We start from the raw sequence: 12,619 nt of genomic DNA on the forward strand, positions 1-12,619 counted from the left end.
CAATTGCAGTTAGTTAGGCTGATGGATCGACCACGCACGCTTCGAGGAAGTCGTCGAGGTCCTGACGCCGGTAACGGACCGTGCCCAATGCCCCTGCAAGCCGGACGAAATGAGGTCCTTGGCCCTTGGTGCGCCACTTGCGCAAAGTCCAAGGGCTCACGCCGACAATCGCAGCGGCCTGTTCAACAGTTAGGAGAATTGCTTCCGGTTTCATTCTCGGTGTCTCCAACATCGACACCGATTTCTCGCAGGAAGATCGCGACCGGACAGTGACGTTGCCGGACTTCCTCTCGGCGGTCCGATTGCTCGAAACGCCTGCGATCTTCCTTGATCCTCAGAAGTGAAGCCACAATACGCCTCACGTTTCCTTAAGTCAAGAAACTAATAACTGAGAGCTCAAAAATCGCATTTTGCAATTAATTGCAATGAAAGTGCCTTGGTTGCTCTGCGCGAAGGGTAGCCCCGAGCCCAGAGCAACCAAAGGAATGGTCAATCGCTAGGGATCAATTCCGTAAGCCTGACCGGGAGCTTGAGGTTGGCGACAATCTCATAAGCGGCTTCGATGCCGATACCCGCTCCATACGCCCCCGCCGATGATTGGTCCTGGTGGCCGATCAACTGGTCGATGATGTATTTCGGAACGAGGTTCTCCCGGAAATAATCCTCCGCCGTATGGCGGAAGCTGTGTGCCACGAGCGCAGGGTCAGTCAGACCGATTTTGTCCATGAACCGGCCAAACCATTTGGAGAACACGGTCGATGGCTGTCCGTCTTCACCGAACTTGATCCGGTAGAACACCCGGTCTTTCGCCTTGGCTCCCTTCCGTTGCCATTTTACGAAGTCCCCAAAGCCAAGGGCCATCAGGTCGGGATGAATGGGAATGAGCCTTACGCCAGCATCGCTCTTGACGCTCTTGTAGCCCTCCTCGCCATGTTTGGCGTCGGAGTTTTCGTTGATCGACAAGTAAGGCGTGGGGCCGTCGATGACGCAGTCAGCGAAGTGGAGTTGGACGATCTCCCCGAGCCTCGCCCCGGTGTAATACAGGATCGCCGGGATGAAGAAGTATTCGTCCCTGATGATCTTGCTGCCGGGAACGAACCGGCGATAGCGAGACTCGCAGCCGCTGAACAGCGGTGCCGAGAACAGCTTCCGAAGCTCGGCCTCGGTGAAGGGGCGACGGCTGCGGTGACCCTTTTTCTTCTTCGGGGCGGTGATCGTAAGGTTCACAGCAGGGTTGTTGGAAATGAACCCCTGGGCATGTGCCCAGCGGAACATCGCGGTAGCCCGAGCCAGGATCGTCGTTGCCGTCGATGCCTGGATGCGGGCGCTTTCGACATTGGTCTGACTGGACTGGAGCGACTTGGCCACGCCCAGATGATAGTTCTTCTTCAGCCTAGCCAGGGCTTCGGGGTAGGGGCGCATATCGTCCCGTGTCACGCTTTCCGCCCGCGTGTCGCCGCCGAGAAAGTCTGACAAGAGCTTCAGCTTCGGTCGATGGGTTTTCATGGTCTTTGCGGTCCACTCGAACCGCTTGGCCTTGCAGTATTCCTCGATCAGTTCGTCCACCGTCAGGCCAATGCCCTGTTTGCAATTGCGTGCATCGCCATTGAAGAGCGGGTCCTCCGGAACATAAGGCGTGAGGCGGTCGTTAAGGCGGAACGAGAACTGCCTGTCAGCTTCGATCATGGCCCTGACGACACCCTCGATGATTTCCATCAGTCGGGCGTCAGGGAGGCCGGTCAAATCAACCCCTCGGTCGGCTACCAGACGTTTGGCTGTAAGCAGGGTTTGCGGGTCGAAGGACCGGGTTTCAACCTGGGGGATCAGGGCAGACATGTGCTCATCAGCCATGGCCTGCTGTTCAGCCAGCTCGAAATCGATCTCGGTCGATTGCGGCTGGTAGGCTTGGCCATAGGTCTCGGAGAGGCCCGCGAAGCAATCGCGGATCAGATTGAGGACTTCTTGCTTCGTAAGATCATTGGCATTGCGCATCATCTCAAAGGCTTCCTTCAATTTGGAGCCTGTTCTGGCAGCGAGAAGGCGAGCCTCATGGAAGCGCAGCGGGCCAAGCGACCGACGGACTTCCGAGCAGCCCACCAACTCGACCAAGTCCTTTGGAACGCGTACGCGAACGTAAGACATGCTGCCGCGACGCATCAGGAATGGTGCAGCCAGCGCGCTCATGGCGTTGGCCCCCTGAACAAGCTCAAGGTTGGTGAGTGATCATTCCGATGGGTTCGATGCGCTGCCTTGGAGCGCCCTGCTTCCCTGAGACTACCAGTCGTGGGTCGCACGGTTTGCCGGAGCTGCGTGAGCAAGCTCCCATCACCTTCGGGGCGATCTAACCCTGTCCGGTGGGCCACCGTGTGGCACAGTGTGACACACGAGAGACCGGCAATGATGCTGAGATAATGGATTTCCCAGCGTTTACAAGCCGCTTGGCGGAGACGGAGGGATTCGAACCCTCGGTACCGGATTTACCAGTACGACGGTTTAGCAAACCGTTGGTTTCAGCCACTCACCCACGTCTCCGGATCGCAGCGGCGAAGCCGGGCCTATAGCGAGGGGCGGCGGGGGCGGCAAGGGGGGTGGGGGGATTCTTTTGCGGGGTCTCGCGGAACTCGTCTGGCCGCAAAACGGACTCGCCTCGTCGCCTGCCGATTGTCGCCGCGCACGCCTTCGATTCTCTAGGCCTGTCGGGCCTCGTGCCCAGCTTATGTGACGGGATCGGAACGAATTATGGCAGGCTTGCGAGCGGCGCTGCGCGGCGCGATGGCGGGATTGATGGGGGCCTTGGCGCTGGCGGCGGCAGGCCCGGTCATGGGCCAGGTCCAGCCGGTTGATCCCGACAAGGCGATCGATGCGGACCTGGGCAAGCCAGTGGCCGCGCCAGTTGCGGCGCCGGTCGCCGAACCGTCTCCGGCCCCGACCCCGGCGCCCGCTGAGCCGGTGCCGGCTGCGCCCGATCCGGCCCAGGCGGGCAAGACCTACAAGCAGGATGATCTGATCGGCGCTGCCGAAGGCGTGTTCGGCAAGGGCGCCAAGGGTCTGGCCGACGTGATCAAGGACCTGCTCAAGAAGCAGGGCGAGCCCAATGCCTACATCACCGGCCGCGAAGCGGGCGGGGCGATCGCGGTTGGCCTGCGCTATGGCTCGGGCACGCTGTTCCACAAGGTCGAGGGGCAGCGCCCCGCCTATTGGACCGGGCCGTCGCTGGGCTTTGACCTGGGGGCGAACGCGGCGAACACTTTCGTGCTGGTCTACAACCTCTACAACACTGACGATCTCTACAAGCGCTTCCCGGCGGGCGAAGGGCAGGCCTACCTGGTTGGCGGCTTCCATGTCAGCTACCTGCGGCGCGGCAATATCGTGCTGATCCCGGTGCGTGCCGGGGCCGGGCTGCGGCTGGGGGTCAACCTGGGTTACATGAAGTTCAGCCGCAAGCAGCGCTGGCTGCCGTTCTGAGCGGACGGCTCAGCGCAGCAGGCGCCACAGCGTGATGGCCGCCACGGCCAGCAGGAAAGCGCAGGCAAGCACCAGCCTGATCGCCTCTGCGAGCCGTGAATCCCCCCCTGGCATCGACCCTCTTATGGGGCGCTGCGGTGCGCCGTTTGGTTCCGGCCGCGTTTATCGCGGTCAGGTTGAGCAAAGAAAAGCGTTATTGATCGACGCGCGGGCTATTCCGGGTTGGACCCGGCCAGCTTGCGTTCCACTTCGGCGCGTCCGCCCGGCTTGAAGCCGTGCATCCCGTTCCACCATTGCAGCGCGATGATGCCGCCCTTGGCCGGCTGCAGCAGGCCCACCAGCAGTACGCTGGCGATGACCAGCGACAGGGTAATCATCGCCCACAGCGGCAGGTCGCTGCTGCCGATTTCGATCATCACCGGGGCCATCACGTGGCCGGTGATGATGATCGAGACGTAGGGCGGGAAATCGTCGGCCTGGTGCAGGGTCCAGTCCTGACCGCAGCCGGGACATAGCGTGGTCGGCTTGAGATAGCGGGCGAACAGGTGCTTCGCGCCGCACCGCGGGCAGGTGCCGCGCGCCCCGCGCATGATCGCGGTCCAGACGCTGGCGGGCAGGTGGTTGTTGCTCCAGGGGGTCATGCGGCCCTTTTCACCCGCGCGGGGTAAAGTGCAAGCGCGCATTTGCGCGCGCGCGACAAAGCCCCTTCCCCTTGCGGCGCCCCGGGGCTAAGGGCGCGCCATGCTCGAGAACCTGGAACAACAGCCCGCCGATGCGCTGCTCGCGCTGATCAAGCTCCACAACGCGGACCCGCGCGCCGACAAGATCGACCTTGGCGTCGGCGTCTATCGCACCGGCGAGGGCGATACGCCCGTCTTCGCGGCGATCAAGGCGGCGGAGCAGAAGCTGCTCGAAACCCAGGATTCCAAGGCCTACCTTGGCCCCGAAGGCGACATGGGCTTCGTCCATGCGCTGATGCCCTATGTGTTCGGCAAGGACGATCCCAGCAAGGGCGGCCGGATCGACGGGATGCAGACTCCCGGCGGCACCGGCGGCGTGCGCCTCGCCGCGGCACTGGCCAAGAAGGCCGGCGTGCAGCGGATCTGGATGGGCGTGCCGAGCTGGCCCAACCACGCGCAGATCCTGGCCGACCTCGGGCTGGAACTGAAGACGTTCGCCCATTCCACCAAGGACGGCGTGGTCGACATGGACGCGCTGCGCGCCGCGCTGGCCGAAGCGCAGCCGGGCGATGCGGTGCTGCTGCACGGCTGCTGCCACAACCCGACCGGGATCGACTATTCCAACGCCGATTGGGACGAGATTGCCGGCCTGGTCAAGGCGCGCGGCGTGCTGCCGGTGCTGGACCTGGCCTACCAGGGCCTGGGCTACGGGATGGAGGAGGACGCCTATGGCGTGCGCCGCGTCCTGGCCGAAGTGCCCGAAGCGCTGATCGCCTACAGCTGCGACAAGAATTTCGGCATGTACCGCGACCGCGTCGGCGCGGTCTATGCGATGGTGGCCGATCCGGCCCAGCTGAGCGCCGTGCTGTCGAATGGCCACACCCTGGCGCGCGCCGCCTGGTCGATGCCGCCTGATCACGGCGCCGCCGCGGTGCGCCTGATCCTTGAGGACGAAGCACTGACCAAGCTGTGGCTGGACGAGCTGGACACCATGCGCGCGCGCATGCGCCAGGTCCGGGCCAGGCTGGCCGGTGCCGGCAAGGCCGGGGCGATCGACCTGGCGCCGCTGGGCGGGCAGAACGGGCTCTTCTCGATCGTGCCGCTGAGCGGTGAGCAGATCCTCAAGCTGCGCAACGACCACGGGATCTACATGGCCGGTTCCGGCCGGATCAACGTGGCCGGGCTGACCATGGGCAACATCGACAAGTTTATTGCCGATCTCGCCACGGTCAGCGCCTGACCGATGGACCGCCAGCCGGTCCTCGAAGGGGAGCGGCTGCTGCTCAGGCCGCTGCGCCCGGACGATTGGGACGCGCTTTATGCCGTCGCCAGCGATCCGCTGATCTGGGAATTGCACCCCGCGCATGATCGCTGGCAGGAGCCGGTGTTCCGCGCGTTCTTTGCCGATGCCCTGGCAGGCGGCGGGGCAATGGTGGCGATCGACCGGGCGAGCGGCGCAGTGATCGGCTCATCGCGCTGGCAGGCCCACGATCCGTCAGGCACCGGCTCGGTCGAGATCGGCTGGACGTTCCTCGCCCGCAGCCATTGGGGGCGGGTGTGGAACGAGGAGATGAAGCGCCTGATGCTGGCCCACGCGTTCCGCTGGGTGGCGCGGGTCGATTTCCGGGTGGGCGAAGGCAACCTGCGTTCGCGCGGGGCGATGGAACGGATCGGCGGACGGCTGAGCGCGCGCGACGGCGGCGTGGTGGAGACAGCCAGCGGCCCCGCGCGCCACGTGATCTACGAGATTACCCGCGAGCGCTTTGCCGAGGGGCCGCTGCTGCGCCGCTGACGCGGCGAGCAATCCGCAACTGCTGCCAATCTGGACCAATCCCCCGGCGCGGCGGATTGTTTCCGCCCGGCAATCGCCTATCCTTCAGGCAAAGGTCGCAACTTTCGATCCTGGAACGCAGCGACGTTCGCAGCCGAGTTGTCTTGATGAATGACCAACGCCTGATTCGCGAAATCGGTGATGCCATTGCCGCGCACATGGTGTGGAAGAAGCGGCTGGTCGCTGCGATTGACAGCGGGCAGGTCCGTTACAGCCCGATCATCGCCGGATCGGACCGGGAATGCGCCTTCGGCAAATGGCTCTATGGCCCCGGCCTGGGCGAGGAGATTCGCGATACCCGGCCCTATGCCGTGGTGCAGCGGCTGCATGCGGCGTTCCACCGCACGGCGGGCAAGATCCTGACCCAGGTTGAACAGGGACGGATCAAGGACGCGCAGTTGGCCCTGCGCGGTGAATTCGAAAGCGAATCGGACCTGTTGCTGCGCGCGCTGCAGAAATGGCGGCGCGAATTGATCACCCAGTGACCGGACCGGCCTGCACCGGCAGGCCCGGCTTCAGCCGCGCAGGCTTTGCATTCGCTGCAGATAGCGCGCCAGCACGTCGATTTCGAGGTTGACCGCATCGCCGGGCTGCAAGGCGCCGATCGTGGTCACTTCGCCGGTGTGCGGAATGATGTTGAGCATGAAGTGGCAGGTGCCGTCGGCCTGGTCGGCAATCTCGTTCACGGTCAGCGACACGCCGTCGACCGTGATCGAACCCTTGGTTGCGACATAGGCGGCCAGCTCGGCCGGGGTGGAGACCCAGAACCGGGTCGATCCGCCCACTTCCTCGCGGCTGACGACATGGCCCACGCCGTCGACGTGGCCGGTGACGATGTGGCCGCCCAGCTCGTCGCCCAGCTTCATTGCCGGTTCGAGGTTGAGCCGCGTGCCCACCGCCCAGCGCCCCGGCACCGTGCGGCTGACCGTTTCGCCCGAAATGTCGACTGCGAACCAGGCATCGCCCGCCGCGCCCCCGCGTTCGACCACGGTCAGGCACACGCCCGAACAGGCGATCGAGGCGCCGATGGCGATGTGCGCCGGGTCATAGGGGCAGGTGATCACGGCGTGCAGGTCGCCGCTTTCGCGTGCTTCGCGGATCGTGCCGATGGCGGTGATGATACCGGTGAACATGTCTGGTCGTGGTCCCTATGATTCGATCCGGCGGTAGACTTCGAACTGGTCCTTGCCAAGCTGGCCGCCGTGCTGGCGCTGCCATTGGCCGTGGGCCTGGGCCAGGCTGGCCAGGCCAATGTCGCCCAGGCACGGCTGGCCGCCGCCGATCAGGATCGGCGCGCGGTAGAACAGCAGCCGGTCGACCAGCCCGGCGCGCAGGAACGCGCTGGCCGCGCCCGCGCCGCCTTCGACGAACAGCGTCTGCGTGTCGGCCATCGCGGAAATGGCCTCGGGCGCGGGCAGGGCTTGCCAGCCGCTGGGGGCGTGCCCGTGCGTCAGCACCCAGCGCGCCGGGCTGCGCGCTTCCAGCCCGGGCAGGCGCACGTCAAGCCGGGGGGCATCCGCGCGCAGGGTGCCGCCGCCGACCAGGATCGCATCGTGGCGGGCGCGCATGGCATGGCAGTGGGCGCGCGCCTCGGGTCCGGTGATCCACTGGCTTTCGCCGCTGGCCGCGGCGATGCAGCCGTCGAGCGACAGCGCCAGCTTGAGCGTGACGAGCGGCCGCCCGCGCCCGCGCAGCGAGAGATAGCCCGCCAGCCCTTCGGCGCAGGCGGGTGAGGGGACCAGGTCGGCCGCGATGCCAGCACTGCGGATCCGCGCCAGTCCCGCCCCGGCCGTGCGGGGATCGGGATCGGCGCAGCCGACCACCACCCGGGCGACGCCGCTCACCGCGACCAGATCGGCACAGGCCGGTCCGCGCGCGCTCTGGTGAGCGCAGGGTTCGAGGCTGACGTAGAGTGTGGCGCCGCGCGCGTGTTCTCCGGCGGCGGCCAGCGCCACCGCCTCGGCATGGGGGCGGCCGCCGTCCCGGGTCCAGCCGCGCGCCAGCACCCGGCCACCGCGAACCAGGATCGCGCCGACGGCGGGGTTGGGGCGGCTGAGCGGCACGCCGCGCTGGGCCAGCGCCGCAGCGGCGGCCAGCCAGCGAAGGTCTGCCTCAGCGTTCAAGCTTCTGCCCGGTGAGCTGATTCAGCTTCGCCTTTTCGGCGGCTTCCTGCGCGGCGCGTTCCTTGCTCGCCTGGGCGTCGATCTTGTCGACATCCATGCCCGAGGCGCGGCCAAGCGTCTTCCACAGCTTGCGCGCTTCCTCGTCGGCGGCCTTCTGCGCGGCCTCCAGCTCGTCCTTGCGCTTCTGGTTCTCGATGATGAAGGCGCGGGTTTCCTCCTCGGTCCGGTCTTCCGGCCAAGAGGTGATGTAGGTGATCTGCGGCAGTGCGCGCGGCTTCTTCCAGCTTTCGCCGGCCATGATCGAAAAGGTCCCCACGGTCAGCCCGGCGGCGATCAGCCCGATCCACCAGCGGTTGCTGCCGGCTTGGCGGTAGACGGTGATGAAATCACCGATCGCCCCGGTGGGGTTCATGTTCTTCCAGATCGACATGGCGGCACAGATAGGACCGCCAGGCCCGCCGCGCCAGTGTTCAGTTGTAATCGACCGAGATCGGGATGCGCCCGCGATAGTTGCCACCGCCCTTGCCTTTGACCACCAGCCGCGCCCCGAAGCTGAATTCGAGCGAGCCATCCGGCCCCAATTCCGGATGGCGCGGCAGGCTGGTGGTGAACTGGACCAGTTCGGCGTCGCTGCCGTCGGCCGCGCTCATCGGTACGCGGTCGGGCAATTCGACTCGCACTGCGCGGCCCGGCTCGCCCGTGATCCGGCCATGCCCGCTGACCGCCATGCCGCCAAGGTCGATGATCCCGCCGCTGGTCTGCTTGCCGCCTTCGGGGCCAAGCGTGGCGCTGCCGCCGCCCGCGCCGGTCTGGGCCAGCTTGCTGAACGACAGGTCGGCAAAGATTTCCAGCCGCAATGGGCGTTCGCCCGGCCTGGCGGCGGGGTCGGAATAGCACAGGCGGCAGGCGTCCTGCGCCCCGGCCGGCAGCGCGGGCAGCAACAGCAACAGGGCAAGGAACACGCGGCGGGCCATGCCGCGATTCTCTGCCCGGCATGGTTAATTTCGGATTACGTCACCCGAATGGCGAATAAAGGGTTCTGCCTTCGCGCTTTAGCCAGCGGTTGGCGGCCTGGATGTCGCCTTCGAACAGCGAATCAAGGTGCGCGTGGAAGCGCGGCGAATGATCGAAATGGGTGAGGTGCGCGACCTCGTGCGCCACGACCGAGCGGCGCACGGCGGGCGGGGCCATGATCAGCCGCCAGTTGATCCGGATCGTCCCGTCATGTGCGCAGCTGCCCCAGCGGCGCTGGGCGCGGCTGAGCAGCAGGCGTTGCTGGGGTTGAGCCGCGCGCAGGCAGTAATCGGCGAGGTCTTCTGCCAGCAGGCGGCGCGCCTCACCTTCAAGCCAGCGGCGCAGTCGCGCGTCGAGCCCGGCTTCGGGCCCGCCGACCCGCAGCGTGCCTTCGCCCAGCGTCACCCGGCGGGGCCGCGCGGGATCGTGGTCCAGCACATGCGGCAGGCCAAGGTAGTGCAGGCTGGCGCCGTGTCCCAGCGGGACCGGCGGGGCCAGGCGGGCCAGCTGGTCGGCCAGCCAATCGGCCTTGGCCTGGGCAAAGGCCAGCGCTTCGGCGCTGCGCCCCCAGCGCGGCAGAGTGACGCGCACTTCGCTGCCATCGGGGGCAAGCCGCATGGTCATCCGCCGGGCGCTGGCGGTGCGGCGGATCACCAGAGGCAGCAGCCGATCGCCCACGGCCACGCTGGGCAACTCGGTGGGGGCGCGGCGCAGCCAGTCAAGCAAGGGGCGCCGCCTCCTCCCCGGAATCGTCCTCGTCTTCGTCCTCATCGTCCGACCAGCCGGCGAATTCGACGCCCGGCGGCAGGATCACGTGCTGTTCCAGCGGCCCGGCCAGATCCTCGCTGATGGCCTTGCCGCGCACCGACATGCCGGCGCGGTGCACTTCTTCGGGATCGCCGCAGATCAGGTAGTGCCATTCGGGCAGCGGCTCATTGTCGGCGCGCAGCACATAGGCGCAGGTTGTCGGCAGCCACTCGATCTCCAGCGCCAGGCGCGGGGTCAGCTGCACGCAGTCGGGCACGCGGCGCTTGCGCCCGGGATAGTCGCTGCACCGCGCGCTGGGGATGTCGAGCAGGCGGCAGGCGACATTGGTGGGATAGATCGCGCCGCTGTCCTCGTCCTCGGCCTTGTGCAGGCAGCATTGCCCGCAGCCGTCGCACAGCGCCTCCCACTCGGGCCGGGTCAGGGTGTCGAGCGGCAGGGTCCAGAAGCGGGGGCGCAGGGCGCTCACTTCACCGCGATCTTGAGGTCGGCCAGCACCGCATCGGCGCCCTTGTCGACCGGCAGCATGACGATCGGCTTGCCGTCCGGGTCCATCAGGTAGACGATCCGGCTGTGATCCATCAGGTAGCCACCCGCGCTTTCCTTGCCCTTGGCGGCATAGGCGCGGAACGCCTTCACCGCCTGGTCGATCTGGGCCTGGCTGCCGGTCAGCCCAATCAGCCGCGGGCTGAAGGCGGCGGCAAATTCGCCCACCCGGGCGGGCGTGTCCCGCGCGGGGTCGATCGAGATGAAGATCGGCTGGACCTTGTCCGCCAGCTTGGGCTCGTCCTTGGCGAAGCGGGCAAAGGCCTGCATCGTCACGCCCATGTCCATCGGGCAGGCGTCGGGACAAAAGGTGTAGCCGAAATAGACGATCCGGTACTTGCCCTTGAAACTGTCCCAGGTGACGGTGCGGTTGTCCTTGTCCACCAGGGTAAAGGCGCCGCCGATCGGCGTGCCGGCAATGTCCACCCCGGTAACGGGCTGGGCCGGCTTGCTGCAGGCGGAAACAAGCGCGGCGGCGATCAGCGACAGGGCGAAAATCGGCTTGGTCATGGCGCGGCGGTTCATGCTCTGCTAAACCGCGCCGCGCAAGGGAGCGTTTCGCCGCGCAGGGCGATTCTGCGCCGTCAACAGGAGGATCGTCCGTGCTTAAGTCCCGCTCGTTCAGGCTTGCCCTGCTGCCCGCGCTGGGCGCGATGCTGGCCTGGACCGTGCCCGCACCCGCGCAGGTAGGTTTTTCCGAAGGGTACAAGTTCCTCGAAGCCGTGAAGAAGAAGAACGGCAACGACGTGACCGATATGCTGGCAAAGGGCAGCCCGACGCTGATCAACGCACGCGACATTTCCACCGGGGAAAGCGCGCTGCACCAGGTGACGGCGCGCCGCGACCTGACCTGGATGCAGTTCCTGATCGCCAAGGGCGCGAACGTGAACATCCGCGACTTCAAGGGCGTGACCCCGCTGGTCGTGGCGGTGAACACCAATTTCGCCGAAGGGGTCGACCTGCTGGTGGGCAAGGGCGCCAAGATCGACGAAAGCAACAATGCCGGCGAAACCCCGCTGATCACGGCGGTCCACAACCGCAACGTGGCGATGATGCGGATCTTGCTGAAGGCCGGGGCCGATCCCGACCGGGCCGACAATTCCGGCCGCTCGGCGCGGGACTATGCCGTGGCGGAAGGCAAGGGCAACAACCTGGTCGCCGAGATCGAGGCCAATGCCAAGCCCAAGGGCAAGAACGCGCCCAAGATCTATGGGCCGAGCTTCTGATGGCCGAAGCTGCCAGCCTGGATGACCTGCGCCGCCAGCTTGCCCCGGCGATTGCGGACATGGCCGCGTTCGACGGCTGGAGCGAGGAAGCCGTGCGCGGCGCGGCCGATCAGCTGGGGATCAATGCCGATGCGGCGGTCTTCGCCTTTTCCGGCGGGCCGATGCAGATGATCGAGGCGTGGATCGCCAGCATCGATGCCGAAATGGACGCGGCTTTCCCGGCCGAGCGGCTGTCGGGTGTGAAGATTCGCGAGAAGATCCGCACGCTGGTGCAGTTTCGCCTGGACACCGTGGCCGGACAGAAAGAGTCGCTGCGCCGCGCCCAGGCGATCATGGCCATGCCCCGGAACGCGCCGCGCGCGCTGCGGCTGGGCTGGCACAGCGCCGACCGGATTTGGCGGCTGGCCGGCGATACGGCGACCGATTACAACCACTATACCAAGCGCGCCACGCTGGGGGCGATCTATGCCGCCACGCTGGCCGTTTTCGTTGGCGACAGCAGTGAGGATCACGCCGAAACCCGCGCTTTCCTTGACCGCCGGATCGACGGGATCATGCGCTTCGAAAAGGCCAAGGCGCAGTGGCTGAATCCCGAGCGCGAGCATTTCAGCCCGGCGCGCCTGCTGGGCCGGCTGCGTTATCCCGCGCGCTGATTCGCAGTTTTGACATCGGTCAATTTGTTGCGAACGACTTGCAATAACGTTGTCCCTATGGCAGCGCGGCAATCATGACACTGGATTCCCTCCCGATCGGCCAGCGTGCCCGCGTGATCGCGATCGACTGGACCATGCTGGAACCCGACGAGGTGCAGCGCCTGCAGGGGCTGGGGATCGAAGTGGGCACCCGGCTGGCCGTGGCCCACCGCGGCGTCTTCGGCGGGCGCGATCCGATTGCCGTGCTGATCGGGCGGATGACCGTGGCCCTGCGCCGCAGCCATGCCCGCGCCATGGCCGTGGAGCCGGTCTAGGC

At 66.4% G+C, this 12,619-nt stretch carries 18 protein-coding genes and 1 tRNA gene; 8 read left to right on the forward strand and 11 right to left on the reverse strand.

The features are described 5' to 3' along the window. Window positions 1-13: 13 nt before the first annotated feature. Complete coding sequence (locus ACE3N9_RS09300) at window positions 14-232, reverse strand: helix-turn-helix transcriptional regulator (RefSeq protein WP_374283127.1); 219 nt, start codon at window positions 230-232, stop codon at window positions 14-16. Between ACE3N9_RS09300 and ACE3N9_RS09305 the strand changes: the two genes are divergently transcribed. After that, complete coding sequence (locus tag ACE3N9_RS09305; RefSeq protein WP_374283199.1) at window positions 126-344, forward strand: hypothetical protein; 219 nt, start codon at window positions 126-128, stop codon at window positions 342-344. The two genes, ACE3N9_RS09300 and ACE3N9_RS09305, sit on opposite strands and share 107 nt — an antisense overlap. A gap of 145 nt (window positions 345-489) precedes the next feature. Here ACE3N9_RS09305 and ACE3N9_RS09310 read toward each other — a convergent pair whose 3' ends face one another. Then, complete coding sequence (locus ACE3N9_RS09310; RefSeq protein ID WP_374283129.1) at window positions 490-2,184, reverse strand: DUF6538 domain-containing protein; 1,695 nt, start codon at window positions 2,182-2,184, stop codon at window positions 490-492. 255 nt (window positions 2,185-2,439) lie between these two features. After that, window positions 2,440-2,532: transfer RNA gene (locus ACE3N9_RS09315), tRNA-Ser, on the reverse strand. 207 nt (window positions 2,533-2,739) lie between these two features. On the opposite strand from ACE3N9_RS09315, the gene ACE3N9_RS09320 reads away from it, so the two are divergent. After that, window positions 2,740-3,465 (forward strand): DUF1134 domain-containing protein, encoded by a 726-nt coding sequence (locus ACE3N9_RS09320; RefSeq protein WP_374283131.1) that lies wholly within the window; start codon window positions 2,740-2,742, stop codon window positions 3,463-3,465. Window positions 3,466-3,677: 212 nt separating this feature from the next. On the opposite strand, the gene ACE3N9_RS09325 is transcribed toward ACE3N9_RS09320, so the two are convergent. Next, window positions 3,678-4,106: a DUF983 domain-containing protein gene (locus ACE3N9_RS09325; RefSeq protein WP_374283133.1), complete on the reverse strand. Its 429-nt coding sequence runs from the start codon at window positions 4,104-4,106 to the stop codon at window positions 3,678-3,680. Between the two features lie 100 nt (window positions 4,107-4,206). On the opposite strand from ACE3N9_RS09325, the gene ACE3N9_RS09330 reads away from it, so the two are divergent. The 3 genes from ACE3N9_RS09330 (at window position 4,207) to ACE3N9_RS09340 (ending at window position 6,461) form a co-directional block, all read left to right on the forward strand. Next, entirely contained in the window at window positions 4,207-5,385 is a 1,179-nt protein-coding gene (locus ACE3N9_RS09330) for an aromatic amino acid transaminase (RefSeq protein ID WP_374283135.1), read from the forward strand. Between the two features lie 3 nt (window positions 5,386-5,388). Continuing rightward, window positions 5,389-5,937, forward strand: coding sequence for a GNAT family N-acetyltransferase (locus ACE3N9_RS09335; RefSeq protein ID WP_374283137.1), 549 nt, complete (start codon window positions 5,389-5,391; stop codon window positions 5,935-5,937). 146 nt (window positions 5,938-6,083) lie between these two features. Beyond that, a complete protein-coding gene (locus tag ACE3N9_RS09340) occupies window positions 6,084-6,461 on the forward strand; it encodes a CZB domain-containing protein (protein ID WP_374283139.1) in 378 nt (125 codons plus the stop codon). Window positions 6,462-6,491: 30 nt separating this feature from the next. Here the strand turns inward: ACE3N9_RS09340 and ACE3N9_RS09345 are convergent, their stop codons facing one another. Genes ACE3N9_RS09345 through ACE3N9_RS09375 form a run of 7 tightly spaced genes read right to left on the reverse strand, consistent with a single transcriptional unit; the run spans window position 6,492 to window position 10,934 of the window. After that, window positions 6,492-7,109, reverse strand: coding sequence for a riboflavin synthase (locus tag ACE3N9_RS09345; protein ID WP_374283141.1), 618 nt, complete (start codon window positions 7,107-7,109; stop codon window positions 6,492-6,494). Window positions 7,110-7,124: 15 nt separating this feature from the next. Continuing rightward, complete coding sequence (ribD, locus tag ACE3N9_RS09350; RefSeq protein ID WP_374283143.1) at window positions 7,125-8,099, reverse strand: bifunctional diaminohydroxyphosphoribosylaminopyrimidine deaminase/5-amino-6-(5-phosphoribosylamino)uracil reductase RibD; 975 nt, start codon at window positions 8,097-8,099, stop codon at window positions 7,125-7,127. Beyond that, window positions 8,089-8,529 carry a hypothetical protein gene (locus tag ACE3N9_RS09355; RefSeq protein WP_374283145.1) on the reverse strand — a complete coding sequence of 147 codons (441 nt, stop codon included), beginning with the start codon at window positions 8,527-8,529 and terminating at the stop codon, window positions 8,089-8,091. Before ACE3N9_RS09355 ends, ribD begins: the two co-directional genes overlap by 11 nt. Before the next feature lie 40 nt (window positions 8,530-8,569). Beyond that, window positions 8,570-9,073, reverse strand: coding sequence for a DUF4402 domain-containing protein (locus tag ACE3N9_RS09360; RefSeq protein ID WP_374283146.1), 504 nt, complete (start codon window positions 9,071-9,073; stop codon window positions 8,570-8,572). 40 nt (window positions 9,074-9,113) lie between these two features. Further along, window positions 9,114-9,839 (reverse strand): M48 family metallopeptidase, encoded by a 726-nt coding sequence (locus ACE3N9_RS09365; protein ID WP_374283148.1) that lies wholly within the window; start codon window positions 9,837-9,839, stop codon window positions 9,114-9,116. Further along, on the reverse strand, window positions 9,832-10,347 hold the full coding sequence (locus ACE3N9_RS09370; RefSeq protein WP_374283150.1) for a YcgN family cysteine cluster protein: 516 nt from the start codon (window positions 10,345-10,347) through the stop codon (window positions 9,832-9,834). Before ACE3N9_RS09370 ends, ACE3N9_RS09365 begins: the two co-directional genes overlap by 8 nt. Further along, window positions 10,344-10,934: an SCO family protein gene (locus ACE3N9_RS09375; RefSeq protein WP_374283152.1), complete on the reverse strand. Its 591-nt coding sequence runs from the start codon at window positions 10,932-10,934 to the stop codon at window positions 10,344-10,346. The genes ACE3N9_RS09370 and ACE3N9_RS09375 overlap by 4 nt, the downstream gene beginning before the upstream one ends. A 92-nt stretch (window positions 10,935-11,026) precedes the next feature. Between ACE3N9_RS09375 and ACE3N9_RS09380 the strand changes: the two genes are divergently transcribed. The 3 genes from ACE3N9_RS09380 to ACE3N9_RS09390 all read left to right on the forward strand — a co-directional run bounded on the left by ACE3N9_RS09380 (window position 11,027) and on the right by ACE3N9_RS09390 (window position 12,617). Further along, entirely contained in the window at window positions 11,027-11,650 is a 624-nt protein-coding gene (locus ACE3N9_RS09380; RefSeq protein WP_374283154.1) for an ankyrin repeat domain-containing protein, read from the forward strand. Beyond that, entirely contained in the window at window positions 11,650-12,303 is a 654-nt protein-coding gene (locus tag ACE3N9_RS09385) for a COQ9 family protein (protein ID WP_374283156.1), read from the forward strand. The genes ACE3N9_RS09380 and ACE3N9_RS09385 overlap by 1 nt, the downstream gene beginning before the upstream one ends. A 74-nt stretch (window positions 12,304-12,377) precedes the next feature. After that, window positions 12,378-12,617, forward strand: coding sequence for a ferrous iron transport protein A (locus ACE3N9_RS09390; protein WP_374283158.1), 240 nt, complete (start codon window positions 12,378-12,380; stop codon window positions 12,615-12,617). The last annotated feature ends 2 nt before the right edge of the window (window positions 12,618-12,619 follow it).

This window comes from Novosphingobium sp. (assembly GCF_041905565.1).
Taxonomy (GTDB): Bacteria; Pseudomonadota; Alphaproteobacteria; order Sphingomonadales; family Sphingomonadaceae; genus Novosphingobium.